The following is a 15,866-nucleotide window of genomic DNA, read 5'->3' on the forward strand; positions in this document are numbered from 1 at the left end:
ACAAAAAGAAATGCCTTTGATTCATTACAAGTGATTCGGAAAATATAATAATCCTTATTCTCATTTTTATAGACTAATTTACAGGGCAAATGTAATGGAAAATGTGCATAATATATCAGCAAATTGTGGCTTATATTATTCAATAACCCAACAAAAAATCCCCTTTTCTTTAAAAAATATATTCAAAAAATTGCATATATCGAGAATATTCTCTATTATTTCGTCATTTCATAAAACAATACCAATGGTCAGTATGGTATTTATTGTGTTGATAGCCATCACCAGTACTATCAAAGTTATAACAAGATATACACAACAAGAGAAGATGATTCATCAAACATCTCTTTTTCTTGAAGAAACCATAGAAACTATTTTTAAAAACAACAATATAAAATTCGATATAGCATTTCAACAAAAAGCAGAATCGATACTAGAACAACTTCCTATCAGACATATTTCCCCCAAAAGTTTTGTGCTTCTTGTCCAACCAAACGGGGTAGTTTTTGCATCATCTAAAAAACAATCCCCTCATATAGGCAAAAGAATAGAAGAAGTTATTCCTGGATTTAATCATGTGAACAATATGGTTAAAAAAACGCAAAATTTAGAAATTACTCTTTCTCAACAACCATATCATGTGTCATCAATACATCATCTTCATAATGATGGATTGATTCTGATTGCCAATTCTAAATTACCCTTATTACGTTTTTGGAGAGAAGAAGTAACATTAGAATTAATGTTTTTTTCCAGTATTTCAGCAGTTATTTTACTTGTCCTCTTTAATTATTACAAACAAGCAAAAAACACCAAAGATAGTAATAATCTTTTATTCGATTCCAGTACATACGTTGAAACAGCTTTATCGCGTGGGAGATGTGGAATATGGAATTTTAATTTTGATGAGAAGAAATTTTACTTGTCACAGTCTATGCATGAAATTTTTGGAATTCCTTGTGAAAATCAACCTTTATCATTTCGTGCAATAGCACGCCTCATTCATGGTAATGATACAACAATTTATGATATAGCGCGATCAATAATCAAAAATCGTATCACACAGTTAGATCAGATATTTCACATGCGACATTCTAGCGGAGCTGACATCTGGATAAAAGTGCGAGCTCAAGTGATGCGCACAATATCAGGAAGCATTAATATTATTGGCATAGCAATAGATATTACAGAACAATATTACTTAGAAAAACGTTTTGCAGAAGCAGATAAACGATTATCAAAAGCGATAGAGTGTACTTCTGAAGCCTTTGTTTTATGGGATAAAGATGATCGACTTGTTATGTGTAATGTTCATTATCAAAAAGCTTATGGATTACCTGATCACGTTATTTTCCCTGGCAATTCCCGTTCAATTATTCAAGAGGCCCAAATTCATCCTATTATTGAATATCACACTTCCGATCCCACACGTTCGCAAGATATCAGCAAAGAAATCAAACTGGCCGATTCAAGATGGTTACAGATTAACGAATGGCGCACAAAAGACGGCGACACCATTGCAGTTGGAACGGACATCACAAAGCTTAAACGCAGTCAAAAGAAATTGCGAGAATCTGAACGTCGCCTCAAGGCAACTATTAATGATTTGTCTACATCACGTCAAATATTGGAACGTCAAAAAACCGAACTTTCAATAGCTAACACCAAATATCAAGTTGAAAAAGAACGTGCTGAAATAGCCAATAAGGCTAAATCAGAATTTCTAGCTAAAATGTCTCATGAATTACGAACTCCTCTTAATGCTATTCTCGGTTTTTCTGAAATTATCAAAAGAGAAATATTTGGAGAACTAGGATCTGTTAAATACTATGAATATGCAAAAGATATTCATGATAGTGGGCAACACCTGCTGAATCTAATAAACGATATTCTGGAAATGTCTAAAATAGAAACAGAGCAAATTCCAATCGAAAAACAAAACACCAATTTAATGCCTATAATTGATGGAATCCTTCAGTTGATTTCTCCTTTAGCACAAAATAAAAATATCAAAATTGAAAAGAATATATCTCCAGAACTATTTTTTCATGCTGATAAACGAATAATAAAGAAGATTCTTATCCCTATTATTTCTAACTCAATTAAATTCACCAATGATGGTGGAAAAATGATTATTCGAGCCTCTCAGATAGATCAACGTATGATCATAACCATAGCTGATACAGGTATTGGTATCCCTAAATCAGCTTTAGAAAGAATCGGACAACCTTTTGAACAATTAAACAATCAACATGATAAAAGCCTAGGAGGATCTGGACTTGGGTTATCTATATCATACGCTTTAACTCATCTCCATGGAGGAAGATTGAAAATTATTTCTCAGGAAGGAAAAGGAACAATCGTAACAATTTGCATGCCACAACAAAACAATCATGCGTTGATTGCTTAAGCCTTCCCATTCTTTCCTCAATATATTTCATAGTTTTTTGACCACTTGATAATAATTTACTATACTTTTCTTTGTCTTTATTAGATATTGTAATTTCTTTGTCTTTATTAGATATTGTAATTTGGAATGTCGCAAAAAATATTAAATATTCACCATAGGAAAAATTTCGTGAAAAAAATAAAAGTTACAAAACCTGTTGTCAGCTTAGATGGTGATGAGATGACAAGAATTATATGGAAATTAATCCAAGAAAAACTCATCAATCCTTATCTTGACATTAAAATTGAATATTTTGATCTTTCTATTCAAAATAGAGATATGACAGATGATCAGGTGACTGTTGACGCTGCCAATGCAATAAAAAATTGTGGCGTTGGTATTAAATGTGCAACCATTACAGCCGATCGTGCACGCGTCAAAGAATTTAATTTAAAAGAGATGTGGAAATCACCAAATGGTACTATCCGCAATATTCTTGGCGGCATTATCTTTCGAGAACCAATTATTTGCAATAACGTCCCACGGCTTGTTCCTGGATGGAAAAAACCAATTATCATTGGACGACATGCTTTTGGAGATCAATATCGTGCAACAGATTTTCAATTTCCCGGAAAAGGAAAATTGATTTTAAAATTTGTCGGCAATGATGGTCAAACAATTGAAAAAGAAGTTTATAATTCTCCTGGAAGTGGCATTGCTATGGCAATGTATAATCTAGACGATTCAATACGAAACTTTGCACGTGCTGCAATGCAGTACGCATTATCCCGTCAACTCCCATTATACCTCTCCACAAAAGATACCATTCTCAAATCTTATGATGGACGATTTAAAAGTATTTTCGATGAAATATTTGAAAATGAGTTTAAAAACAAATTTGATGAACTCAATATTACATATGCACATCGTCTCATTGATGATATGGTTGCTTCATCCATAAAATGGTCTGGAGGTTATGTCTGGGCTTGCAAGAATTATGATGGTGATGTGCAATCAGATATAATAGCACAAGGATTTGGATCTCTTGGCCTGATGACTTCAGTTTTAGTCACAGCCGATGGAAAAACGATGGAAACTGAAGCCGCCCATGGAACAGTAACAAGACATTATCGTCAATATCAACAAGGTAAGGAAACATCAACTAATTCAATCGCTTCTATTTTTGCTTGGACACGCGGTTTGCTTCACCGAGCTAAACTCGACGACAATATTGACCTGAAAAATTTTGCTGAAAGTTTAGAGCATGTATGCGTTAAAACAGTAGAAGACGGCTTTATGACAAAGGATTTAGCTTTACTTATCGGCCCTCAACAAGATTGGTTATCTACTACTGATTTTATTGAAAAAATAAGCAGCAATCTTCGAGACAAATTACAGATAGAGAGTTAATCGTTATTATAAAAAATTGTCATCATTAATCTCATTCAATTCCTTTGAAGGATTATGGCTATATGACAGAGCAGCTTGAATAAAACTAGTAAAAAGTGGATGGGGATCCAAAGGACGACTCTTCAATTCAGGATGATACTGAACTCCTATAAACCAAGGATGATTTGTATATTCTACAACTTCTGGAAGATTCTGATCTATAGAAAATCCCGAGAATTTCAAACCACAATCTTCTAATTTTTCTTGATAGTTTAAATTAACTTCATAACGGTGTCGATGACGCTCTGAAATTACATTAACGCCATATATCTTTGAAATTAAGGTTTTCTCTTTCAAAGAAACATCATATGCTCCCAATCTCATTGTTGCTCCTAAATCGTCCGATACCAAACGCTTTTCCCGCTTATCTCCTTTGATCCATTCACGCATAAGCGCAACAACCGGCTCTCCTGCATCAGAAAATTCAGTAGAACAAGCATTTGATATTCCTATAAGATTACGCGCAACCTCAATAACAGCCATTTGCATACCAAAACAAATACCTAAAAAGGGTATTTTATTCTCACGAGCAAATCTTATAGCAACAATTTTTCCTTCAGAACCACGTTTATCAAATCCTCCTGGAATAATAATTCCATGAACACCATACAAATGTTTTACAGGATCTTCTTTTTCCAACACCTCCGCGTCAACCCACGATAATTGCACTTTTGTATAACTACTAACGCCACCATGACGCAGTGCTTCTATCAAAGATCTATAAGCATCCTTAAGATGAATATACTTTCCAACAATCGCAACTTTCACCTCATGTTTAAACAACGAAGTACTATCACAAAAACTCTTCCAATTATCTATTTGAGGAGGTTGAACATTTTCAATGCCAAAAGAACTTAAAACGACACTATCCATTCCTGCACGGTGATATGTAAGAGGTACTTTATAGATATCATCAACATCAAGCGCTTGGATCACTGCCGAAATTGGTACGTTACAAAACAACGAAAGCTTCCGCCGTTCCATCTCAGGGATATCACGATCAACACGTATTAATAAAATATCTGGATGTACACCAAGAGCTTGTAATTCTTTAACAGAATGTTGAATAGGTTTGGTTTTCAGTTCACCAGAAGACTTGATATACGGCATAAGAGTCAAATGAATATATAAAGCTTTACTACCATGATATAATAAATCATTTCCAAGCTGACGAATAGCCTCTACAAAAGGCATCGCCTCGATATCACCAACAGTTCCACCAATCTCACAAATAACGAAATCAACGTCTTCATTTCCTCTAGTAATAAACTCTTTTATCTCATTTGTAACATGAGGAATAACTTGCACAGTTGCACCGAGATAATATCCCCGACGCTCTTTTTCAATGACATTCTTATAAATCCGTCCAGTAGTAATATTATCTGTTTTGGTAGAACAAACACCCATGAAACGTTCATAATGGCCAAGATCTAAATCAGCTTCAGCACCATCATCAGTAACAAAAACCTCACCATGTTGCATCGGACTCATTGTTCCAGGATCAGCATTAAGATAAGGATCAAGCTTACGCACTCGAACTTTATATTGACGAGCCTGCAATAATGCACCCAACGAAGCTGCTGCCACTCCCTTCCCTAAAGAAGAAACCACTCCACCAGTGATAAAAATATATCTAACCACAAATACTCCTTAAAATATACCTCATCCCATCTCCCTTATCATAAATACAAATCCATGTTTATCTAACTATATCAAAATACGCAATTTAATCTACTTTTTACTAGAGGAAGAATTATTTGGAGGCACAGCAGAGGAAAGAGATTTTTTAGATTTAGAAGAAGATTTTGTATGAGAATTAGCATCAGAAGAATTATCAACCACTTGTTTATGATAATTAGCATCAGAAGAATTATCAACCACTTGATTCTTTGTCAAATCAATCAAAGATTGATTCAAAGCTTCCTTATTTTTTAAAGAAAAATATCGCGATGTTATTCCCAATGCAAGAGAAGTTGCAAAGAAGAAGAAGGCAATAATTGCAGTAAAACGCCATAACGAATGCGCAGAACTGCGAACCGACGTAAAATTAGAAGAAGAAGAAGAAGAGCCAAAAGCGCTACTATCAGACGACTGGATCAAAATTACGGAAACCAAGATAAAAACCACAATCAAGTGCGCAACTATAAGAAATATCTGCATTAAAATTTTCCATTCATAAAGTTTAAAAAAAGCCCCTATGTTGTCTATAATGATACATTTTTAAAGAAATAATCAACGTATCCGCGCTCAAAAATTTCAATAATTTTTAAAAATGATTCATCTTGAAGACTAGCCCCACCAACTAACAACCCATCTATATTTTCAATCAATGAAAAATCTTTTACATTTGCAATGCTCACTGACCCTCCATACAAGATGCGCATCTTCTGCCCTTCTTCAGGGAAACGATCTAACAGAACACGACGCACAAAAGAATGAGTTTTATCAAGCTCGGCAATAGAAGGGAAATTACCTGTGCCGATAGCCCAAACGGGCTCATAGGCAACAATCGGCCGAGAGGATTTAAAATCATCCGGGAAACTACAATCTAATTGCCTCTGTAAAACCTCAAAGGTCTTACCAGAACGATATTCCTCGCCTGTTTCACCGATGCATATTATTGGATCCAATCCTGCATTACAAGCAGATTTTACCTTACATTGCACAATTTTACTGCTTTCTTGATGACCTATACGCCGTTCAGAATGCCCTAAAATTACACATTGAGCACCACAATCCGCTAACATACTCGCCGAAATATCCCCTGTGTATGCACCAAATTCATTCATATGACAATCTTGTGCACCAATGATCAGAGAATATTTGTCACAAAGACGCGAAGCTGCATCCATTAGGGTTGCTGGCGGACATATAACAACATCTATATGACAACTATTTATTTCAATTCCTTGCGCAATTTTCTCTATTTTTTCAAGAGATGCCCGCAACCCGTTCATTTTCCAATTTCCGACTACAAGTGGCCGAATGCTTTTTTTTATCATCATACCCTATAAAAAAACATGAACTGGTTCAGTTTCACAATACTCTCACGACTTTGCATAATAGCATATTTTAAATATTTTACTCAATTTATCGTATAAAGATATCCACTTAAAGACAGTTAAAATATAAAAGAATTTACTTGATACAATGATACCTAGTCTGTTCAAATTAATATTTTTAATAAAATCATTTTTCGTATTGATATTTTCAGCGCTATCTTCCAATAAATTATTGCATTATTGTAAAGAACGACTAGAATGTCCGATGTATAACCTTTTATAGGGAGATCAATGAAGGAAATGAATAATCATCTTTGGATAGCAGTTGATGTATTCGTAATAGTAGCTACAGTTATAACATGTTTTTTTATGAACAAACAGTTTTCTTGGTGGCTTAGAATATTTTTACCTTTTCTACTAATAATCATCATGATAGTTCACATCGCTTGTCTTATCGGATATATGAGGATTTTTGCATTTCCTCCTTTTTAGTAATGTTTGAATAATTTTTTTATGCAAAGATCACGTTTTGATGAAAAGGAATAATTTCATTTTAAGAGCGTCATAATGTGCGGTGGTATGAAGTGTGTCTTCTTTTTAGTTCGCAAAAAAATTAATGAGAAGTGTTGTAAGATAATTAAGGAGATTGTCATAAAAATGCGAACTCATATCCTTTTTACTTTATTACCGATTTTTTCCTTTATATCTGTAGCTTCTTGTAGTTCTATAAAAAGAATCGGTGTTGATAATAGTCTAACAGAGCAAGTAATGAATATAGAAGGCTATTGGGAAGATGATAACGGAATTATCTCTTTATTTCAAAAAGATGGAACATTCAAAACCATCTCTACAGATGGATCTAATAGTGTTCTAGCAATCGGTTCCTATCGCATTAAATCTGCTCAAGAAATCGAGATGAAATTTACATCTTTAATCCGCAATACTTCAGAAAATATTCAATGTAACTTGTTAGATCCAGATAAAATCAACTGTATCTCAAAAAATCAGACACAGTTCTATCTACGACGCACACATCTAACAGAAGCACCCACCTCTAAACCACAGGGAGATATCCCTGCTACTCCTAGTGAACCCACCCCACCTACTTCACCATCAGTCATTGTTTATAAATAAATAGGAATAGTATAGAGTTTTATTTTAACATATAATCAGCACAATATTTTTTATGACGATATTTTATACGTCGTGTAACATTGACAAGATAAAGTGCTAACTTATACGTTATCGATAAAAATAACTATGTATCAAGAAACGTAAACAATGAAAATATCATCCTCTGCCCCACAAAATCATCCTAAAATTAAATTTGGTAAAATTGGTATTTTGATAGTCAACCTTGGAACGCCGGATGGTTATGATTTCTTTTCCCTTCGTCGTTATTTGAGGGAATTTCTCCTTGATAAGCGTGTTATAGAAATATCATCTTGGATATGGCGGCCAATTCTCTTTGGATACATCCTCAATTTTCGTCCTCACAAAATAAGACATGGCTATGCTAAAATTTGGAATACTTCAAAAGACGAGAGTATACTTCGAACTCATACGCGTGATCAAGCCAATGACCTAGCCAAAAGATTAAAAAACATCCCTCATGTAATTGTTGATTGGGCTATGCGATACGGCAAACCATCAATCAACGAAACCATCAATCGGCTCAAAAAAGAAGGCTGTGATCGTCTCCTTATATTCCCTTTATACCCACAATATTCGGCAGCTACAACAGCAACTGTACAAGATAAAGTTTTCCAAAAACTAATGAAAATGCGTTGGATGCCTGCTTTAAGAACAACCCCCCCTTATTATGACGATCAAAGTTATATTAGTGCACTAGCCAATTCCGTAAGTGAACATTTTGAATCTCTCAAGTGGGATCCTGAAATGCTTCTGGTTTCATTTCATCAAATGCCCGTTTCGTATCTTGTAAAAGGAGATCCATATGGTTGTCACTGCTATAAAACCGCACGCCTTCTTAAAGAGGCTTTAGGTTGGCCAGACGATCGTTTTAAAATATGTTTCCAGTCACGTTTTGGAAAAGTTAAATGCCTAGAACCTTATACGGATAAAACAGTTGAAGAACTAGCACGTAATGGAGTGAAGCGCATGGCGGTTATCACTCCTGGATTTTCTTCAGATTGCCTTGAAACAAGTTATGAAATTGCACATGAAGCAGAAGAAATCTTTATCAACTGTGGTGGAGAGCAATTTACGCAGGTTCCCTGCCTTAATAGCAGCAATTTAGGTATGGATCTTTTAGAAAAAATAACACGCCGCGAATTAATGGGTTGGATTTGATAGTCATCTGCAGATCATTTATTTTATAACAATTATCCCATCCCTAATCTAATGCAAATACAGAAATAGATCTTATTTGTTTTTCATAACCAGGCATAATTACAAAAATATGTCCTACAGGAATCGAAGAACGAATTACTTAACTGGTCAATCTTCCGGAAAAGATTCAAACAGATCCGTCCCTGCAGATCATCTTGTTTATTATAAAATAGGAATTTCATGCGAATGAACATAATCCTTTTATGACCGTGAATATCAGGAACCTCTTTAATATTCTTTTTTATTCAATGTATTTTCAAAAACATTGCAATACGTATTGAAACGTATTGCAATAATCCTACTTTATTAGTGAGAACATTAGATTCTTGTATTGTTATAGTATTATCCTTTGTAAGTATAACTTTTATTGTTATAGTATTATCCTTTGTAAGTATAAAAAGAGGTTTTGGGATGAACAAGCTTGATTTCAGTGATGTCATCATCGGGGAAAATCCTGTATTCACCAGAGAAGATGCTGAAATACTCTTGTTTTATCATCTTTATCCAGTTGTGCAGTATTTGTTGCCTAACGGGACAAGGGAAAATGGCAAATACAAAACCTCTGATCTTCAAGGCGGTAAAGGCAATAGCTTAAATGTTGAGTTAGACGGTGATAATCGTGGTCTTTGGCATGATTTTGCTACAGGTGATAAAGGAGATATTTTTGATCTTTGGGCAATCAGTAAAGGCTTGGATGTTAAAACAGATTTCCCCAAAGTTTTACAATCAATTGCTCAATGGTTTGGGAAAGATTTTAAAGTAAATCATAACAATGTTATTCATCGCAAAGAATGGATTTACACAGATGCTCAAGGCAATCCCATTGTTAGGATATCACGCCGAGACATCGATGGTAAAAAAACATATCTTCCTTTTGATTTTACGACACAGAATACGGGTATGCCCTCAACTAATCGTCCTTTGTACAATCAAGTTGAATTGTTAAAATCCAAAAAGATTTTTGTCGTTGAAGGGGAAAAATGCGCTGAGGCTTTGATCAAAAGTGGATTTATGGCAACAACAGCAATGCAAGGAGCTAACACTGATCCTGCGAAAACCGATTGGACACCATTACGAGACAAACAAATCTGTATTTGGCCAGACAATGATGAAGTAGGTTTTAAATACGCTGAAAAACTAAACAATTTTCTTATAGATTCACAGATACCGAAGTCTGTTGCATTGCTCAATATCCCAAAAGACAAACCTCCTAAATGGGATGCCTATGATGCGATTGTTGAAGGTGTTGATATACTGGAATTCCTTCGCACTTGCCCGAAAGAAAAGAAAGATTGCAAGTCTGTTATTTTGGGTTTACCCTTCGAAGATATTAAGAATGATAAAACACCTAAACCACTCGATATTATTTCCTCAGGTTTTTTGGTTCAAGGGGGTCTTGCTGTTTTGGCTGGAGCACCTAAAGTCGGGAAAAGCCATTTTTTATTTTCTCTATTATCTCATTTCGCAGCAGGAATTCCTTTTTTAGGTTTGAAGCCTGCTCATCCCTTAAAGGTCTGTTACATACAAGCAGAAAACGACTTTTTTAATATACGTGATCGATCGCAACAAATAGCTAATAACCTCACACGCGAGCAACTAGCCCTTGTTGATAAAAATCTTGTTGTAACTCCTCATCGTATGGAGAAGAGGTTTAACGAACAGGTCGTTAATGAGTTTGCTCATAATGCAAACAAATTTCAAAAAGGACAAACAGATCTCATTGCTGTTGACCCTTTGTATTTTGTATTTGATGCTGGAGATAAAAAAGGTGGAGAAAATGACAACGATGCCATGTATTTCTTTCTCACAGAGCGAATTAAAGTTCTATTGAACAAAATTAATCCAAAAGCAGGTCTAATTCTTGTCCATCATACTAAAAAGATGCGTAAAAAAAACGTTGAAGAAAACCCTTTTGATGCACTTGCTGGGGCAAGTGGTCTAAGACGCTATTATAGTTCAGCAATGGTTTTGTTCAGGCCAGATGAAAATGTCAATGACATAGAAATTTTTTTGAGTCTAGAGATGGTGAAAGAATACCGAAGAAAAATGCTTATATAGATGTTAAAACAGGAGAATGGAAGGAAACCCCATCTACCAGTATACGATTGACGAATCAAGCTTATAGGCAAAATGCAGAACGAGATCGCAAACAAAATGTTATCTTGGAGATCATTCGATCGGAAGCCTTAAAAGGAAAGGTTTATAGCGCTCGCCAATTTAGAGAAGTCTTCGAAGGTGAAGCAGGACTGGGTAGTGAATCTTCTATTCAAAGAATATTAAAAGTCTTGATGACCCAAGGACGCATCAAGATATTTAAAAATATCAAAGACTATAGCCTCCCTACTCGTCGCAGTTTTAAGGGATTCATGTGTGTCAAGGACATGAACTTACTAATTGATAATGATAAATTAGTGCGAGTTACCCCAACAGATTATAAATGTAAACAAACAGGGAAAATTCTACCAGTAGAAAACTCTGATGTTTGGGTAGAACATGATTAAGCACTAATAAAAATGATAAGGAAAGGAAAAAAACTATGATTCTAAGTAAATATGATTTAAATAAAATAGCAGATGTTTCCATTAAAAAAAATGTGATGATTGAAATCTCTAAAGATGGGCAATGCATTCGAATATACCCAGAATTCGACTCAAATAAAAATGAAGAACCGGACTATATCCTTTAAATGATAAAACGTAGATATCCATATTTATCCCATGAAACTACAAGGCATGGGAAAAAAGTATGGTATTTCAAAAAAGATGGTAAACGTATAAGGTTACCTAATGTTTACGGCACAAGAGAATTTACGGAAGCGTATGCTGATGCTCTTGCAGGACGGATTAGGCCTAAAGGGAATCATGGAAGTGAAAAAACTCTTAAGTAGCTCATTGAACAATATAGATTAAGCGGTCATTTCCTATCTTTATGTCATAGAACTAGAAACGCAAGGGATAGTATTTTTTATCATATTATCAAGAACTCAGGTGATATTCCTTTTGCTCATATAACTCGAAGACATATACAAAGTGCTGTAGATCGCAGATCAAATAAGCCATCAGTGGCTATATCATTCTTAAAAGCCATATCTCCCATGTTTAAATGGGCAGAGACATGCGAGTTGATCAAAAAGAATCCCGTAATCGGAGTGCAACGCCCTTCTATGCAAACAAAAGGATCGCATACGTGGACAATAGAACAAGTAGAAGTTTATCGCAAACATCATCCCATTGATACCATGGCGAGGCTGGCTTTAGAGCTTATGTTGTTTCTGGGCTTAAGGCGATCCGATGTCATAAGAATAGGCAAAGAGCATGTTAAAGATAATGTTTTATCAATTCGTACACAGAAAACAGGAAAGATGGTTCATGTTCCTATTTTCGAATCTTTACAAAAATGTCTGGATGCGGTCGGCAAGGACCACAATACTTTTTTAACAACTACCCTTGGTAAAAAATTATCCTCTTCATGTTCTTTCGGTCACTGGTTTAGAGGTAGATGTAAAGAACCAGGATTACCTGATGAATGCAGAGCTCATGGGCTACGAAAAACAGTAGCAACACTGGCCGCAATGCAGGAGCTAGTCCTCACGAACTCATGGCTATGTATGGATGGTCGAAGGCCGATATGGCTGAGTTATATACAAGAGAAGTTAACATAAAGAAACTAGCCTACAAGACCGCTAAAATGATCGCGGATTCCGTATAAAAAGTAAGACAAAAAGTTTTCTAAGCTATTGATTCTTCATGATTATGATTTGATCTTATTTTTACATAAGCTATTGATTTTACTATAGTTTATTAGTCTTGTTTGTGAAAACGATAATAATAACATTTATGCCGAAAAATTTAGAATATAATTCTAGTTCATTTCTTTGCTTGCAAAAATCAGTTGACATATTTCATATGTCTGAATCTTCAAAAGAAGATACAATATATTTTTATCGTTTTTACATGAGATATTCTGGAAACAATATTGCAATGTTATCCACAAACTATCCGCAAGTTATTCACAGATTATCCACAGATTATCCGGGAGTTATTCACAAATTATCCACATCTTAAATCAACGAGAAAACACCCGATCAACTATGACAATAGTTTCTCATATCCCAGAACACCATCAACTGATACTTGAGATATTCTGGAAACAATATTGCAATGTTATCTACAAACTATCCGCAAGTTATTCACAGATTATCCACAGATTATCCGGGAGTTATTCACAAATTATCCACATCTTAAATCAACGAGAAAACACCCGATCAACTATGACAATAGTTTCTCATATCCAAGAATACCCTCAACTGATTCTTGAGATATTATGGAAACAATATTGCAATGTTATCTACAAATTATCCGCAAGTTATTCACAGATTATCCACAGATTATCCGGGAGTTATTCACAAATTATCCACATCTTAAATAAACGAGAAAACACCCGATCAACTATGACAATAGTTTCTCATATCCCAGAATACCCTCAACTGATTCTTGAGATATTATGGAAACAATATTGCAATGTTTCCACAAACTATCCGCAAGTTATTCACAGATTATCCACAGATTATCCGGGAGTTATTCACAAATTATCCACATCTTAAATCAACGAGAAAACACCCGATCAACTATGACAATAGTTTCTCATATTCCAGAATACTATCAACTGATTCTACAGAAAATCCCGTACTCCGCACAGAAAAAGGGAAAAAACGTTCAACAGCATGTTCAAGCGCCCCATCTTTAAGATTGCACTCTTCTTCAAATTCTCCTGTAAGACGCAGATTTTTAAAGGGCTCTAAACACTCTGGCCTGACCCAAAACATCGTTCCATTAAAGAAATCCAAATCCATGTTCTCAGTAAAAAAACCCGCTCTTCTAACAAGATTTATAACTCTCTGATATACCATGCTTCTTTTTGTCAAAATAGAATATTTCTTATATCGTCTATATCTTCCAGAACCAATCATACCAATGCTAGGATTTTGTTCAAATTTATTGATAATTCGCATAGCAATATCAGAAAATCCTAAAAGATCAAAAAACAACCAGCGTCTCCAAATAATTCCTTCGATAGGATGATAACCATCTCTTGCCGATTTTTTGCCATGAATCTTACAAATATAGTCATAACCATCCAAAACCCCTTTTTCTAATAAATGTAAAAAAGGAAGAACATCTCTCCCTTTGTTTTCCATGACATAGATTTTGGCTAAAGGAAAATATTTTAAAACATCTCGTTCAAAATCCTTGTTGTTTTTAACTACGGTAATAAATAAAGTAAAATCGAAATTTATTTTTAGTAAAATAGAAGCAATTTCAGTCCACGTATCTTGATAATAACAATGTACAACTATTGCTATTTTGGACTTGATTTTAACCTTATGTTTATCTGGTAGAGATGGTAAATGATTCCATCCCTCAAATAATTCTTTCACATATAAGAATTTGTGACCATCAAACGGCATACCTCTCTTAGCCATAAAACGATTAAGTCGCAAAAAAGCCTTTGTATCCTTTTTAGAACCATAAAAAAATATCCGAAAATGAGGAAAAGATAACCGACTATATTTTGAAAAAATAAAAAAAGACTTCAACCAAAAAATAAATGAGTCGAATACTTTTAATTCTTCAAGAATAACATCTTTACTGGTAATATTTTGTTTTGCAGATAAATCCCATAATATATAGTAACCAGAAGTATTCGCTGGTATATAAAAGTAATTCACATTACCTTTCTCTTCCACATCAAGACGACACAGCAGATTTTCCGTTTTTTCAAGTTTTCTTTTTAAGAGAAATGCCCTTCGTCTTATCAACAAATCAAACCTCTCATTTTGACCATACACATATTTTACTCTATTAACGAATGCCCATAAATTTATGAGTTTGTATGCTGACACGCCATTTTGGATTTTTCAAACAGTAAGCAATTGCCGAATTTGTATTCTCTTCTAAAAAAGGACCATCCATAGGCTGTAAAGAAAATCTTTCGAACTCAAATCCTATATAATTTTCCGGCAAAGAATCTACCTGAGGAAATACTAATTTCAATTCTTGACCCTTTTTAATTTTTAAATCACAACCCGCTTTAGGGCTCACACAGATCCAATCAATCCCTTGAGGAGGTTCAATCGTTCCGTTGGTCTCAACAGCAATCTCAAAATTACGCTTATTTAACGCCTGAATCAGGGGTACATCTACTTGCAACAAGGGCTCACCACCTGTCAATACACAGTAACGTTCTTGGTTATCTCCCACAATCCACTGTTCTGCAATCAAATCAGCCAATTGTTCAACACCATAACGACCACCTTTAGTGCCGTCCATTCCAACAAAATCAGTATCACAAAAACGACATTTTGCAGACGAGCGATCTTTCTCTCTTCCTGACCATAAATTACAACCAGAAAAGCGACAAAAAACAGCAACACGTCCTGCATGTGCTCCTTCACCCTGAAGAGTAAGGAAAATTTCTTTAATAGAGTATAATTTCATCGCTCCACATTATATAGCCAAATATGTGTCAAAATCAATATTATTAAACGTGCTCTATAATACTAAAAACCACCATTATACTATGTTTTTTGTGATTTTTAATACAGAAAAATGAGATAAGTAATCATATTTATTCTATTCAAAACACATTGAAGCGGAGCGATGACCAGAATAAGTGCA

14 protein-coding genes are annotated in these 15,866 nt (G+C 34.7%); 9 read left to right on the plus strand and 5 right to left on the minus strand.

The window, feature by feature from the left end; translation table 11 throughout:
• Positions 1-253 precede the first annotated feature (253 nt).
• Together G293_RS00320 and G293_RS00325 are read left to right on the plus strand one after the other, a co-directional pair.
• Positions 254-2,407 (plus strand): PAS domain-containing sensor histidine kinase, encoded by a 2,154-nt coding sequence (locus G293_RS00320; RefSeq protein ID WP_244464402.1) that lies wholly within the window; start codon positions 254-256, stop codon positions 2,405-2,407.
• Between the two features lie 168 nt (positions 2,408-2,575).
• Entirely contained in the window at positions 2,576-3,796 is a 1,221-nt protein-coding gene (locus G293_RS00325; RefSeq protein ID WP_047263824.1) for an NADP-dependent isocitrate dehydrogenase, read from the plus strand.
• A gap of 6 nt (positions 3,797-3,802) precedes the next feature.
• Here the strand turns inward: G293_RS00325 and G293_RS00330 are convergent, their stop codons facing one another.
• From G293_RS00330 to tpiA, 3 genes are all read right to left on the minus strand, one after another.
• Positions 3,803-5,476: a CTP synthase gene (locus G293_RS00330; RefSeq protein ID WP_047263825.1), complete on the minus strand. Its 1,674-nt coding sequence runs from the start codon at positions 5,474-5,476 to the stop codon at positions 3,803-3,805.
• Between the two features lie 90 nt (positions 5,477-5,566).
• The gene (gene secG / locus G293_RS00335) at positions 5,567-5,995 is read right to left on the minus strand and encodes a preprotein translocase subunit SecG (RefSeq protein ID WP_083965929.1); all 429 of its coding nucleotides are present in this window, start codon (positions 5,993-5,995) and stop codon (positions 5,567-5,569) included.
• 44 nt (positions 5,996-6,039) lie between these two features.
• Complete coding sequence (gene tpiA / locus G293_RS00340) at positions 6,040-6,834, minus strand: triose-phosphate isomerase (RefSeq protein ID WP_083965967.1); 795 nt, start codon at positions 6,832-6,834, stop codon at positions 6,040-6,042.
• A gap of 294 nt (positions 6,835-7,128) precedes the next feature.
• Here tpiA and G293_RS00345 point away from each other — a divergent pair, with 294 nt between their 5' ends.
• From G293_RS00345 to G293_RS05865, 7 genes are all read left to right on the plus strand, one after another.
• On the plus strand, positions 7,129-7,329 hold the full coding sequence (locus G293_RS00345) for a hypothetical protein (RefSeq protein ID WP_244464404.1): 201 nt from the start codon (positions 7,129-7,131) through the stop codon (positions 7,327-7,329).
• A gap of 165 nt (positions 7,330-7,494) precedes the next feature.
• Entirely contained in the window at positions 7,495-7,971 is a 477-nt protein-coding gene (locus G293_RS00350; protein WP_102030474.1) for an Omp10 family outer membrane lipoprotein, read from the plus strand.
• Between the two features lie 147 nt (positions 7,972-8,118).
• Positions 8,119-9,150 carry a ferrochelatase gene (gene hemH, locus G293_RS00355; protein WP_047263827.1) on the plus strand — a complete coding sequence of 344 codons (1,032 nt, stop codon included), beginning with the start codon at positions 8,119-8,121 and terminating at the stop codon, positions 9,148-9,150.
• 450 nt (positions 9,151-9,600) lie between these two features.
• The gene (locus G293_RS00360) at positions 9,601-11,247 is read left to right on the plus strand and encodes an AAA family ATPase (RefSeq protein WP_052774994.1); all 1,647 of its coding nucleotides are present in this window, start codon (positions 9,601-9,603) and stop codon (positions 11,245-11,247) included.
• A gap of 47 nt (positions 11,248-11,294) precedes the next feature.
• Complete coding sequence (locus G293_RS05400) at positions 11,295-11,690, plus strand: hypothetical protein (protein WP_052774995.1); 396 nt, start codon at positions 11,295-11,297, stop codon at positions 11,688-11,690.
• 185 nt (positions 11,691-11,875) lie between these two features.
• A complete protein-coding gene (locus G293_RS05860) occupies positions 11,876-12,076 on the plus strand; it encodes a hypothetical protein (RefSeq protein WP_244464406.1) in 201 nt (66 codons plus the stop codon).
• Positions 12,077-12,283: 207 nt separating this feature from the next.
• Complete coding sequence (locus tag G293_RS05865) at positions 12,284-12,850, plus strand: tyrosine-type recombinase/integrase (protein ID WP_244464408.1); 567 nt, start codon at positions 12,284-12,286, stop codon at positions 12,848-12,850.
• 966 nt (positions 12,851-13,816) lie between these two features.
• On the opposite strand, the gene G293_RS00375 is transcribed toward G293_RS05865, so the two are convergent.
• Both G293_RS00375 and queE read right to left on the minus strand, forming a co-directional pair.
• Positions 13,817-15,037 (minus strand): rhamnan synthesis F family protein, encoded by a 1,221-nt coding sequence (locus tag G293_RS00375; RefSeq protein WP_244464409.1) that lies wholly within the window; start codon positions 15,035-15,037, stop codon positions 13,817-13,819.
• Positions 15,038-15,050: 13 nt separating this feature from the next.
• The gene (gene queE, locus G293_RS00380) at positions 15,051-15,686 is read right to left on the minus strand and encodes a 7-carboxy-7-deazaguanine synthase (protein ID WP_047263829.1); all 636 of its coding nucleotides are present in this window, start codon (positions 15,684-15,686) and stop codon (positions 15,051-15,053) included.
• Between the last annotated feature and the right edge of the window lie 180 nt (positions 15,687-15,866).

The organism is Candidatus Liberibacter africanus PTSAPSY (genome assembly GCF_001021085.1).
In the GTDB taxonomy this organism is placed as follows: Bacteria; Pseudomonadota; Alphaproteobacteria; order Rhizobiales; family Rhizobiaceae; genus Liberibacter; species Liberibacter africanus.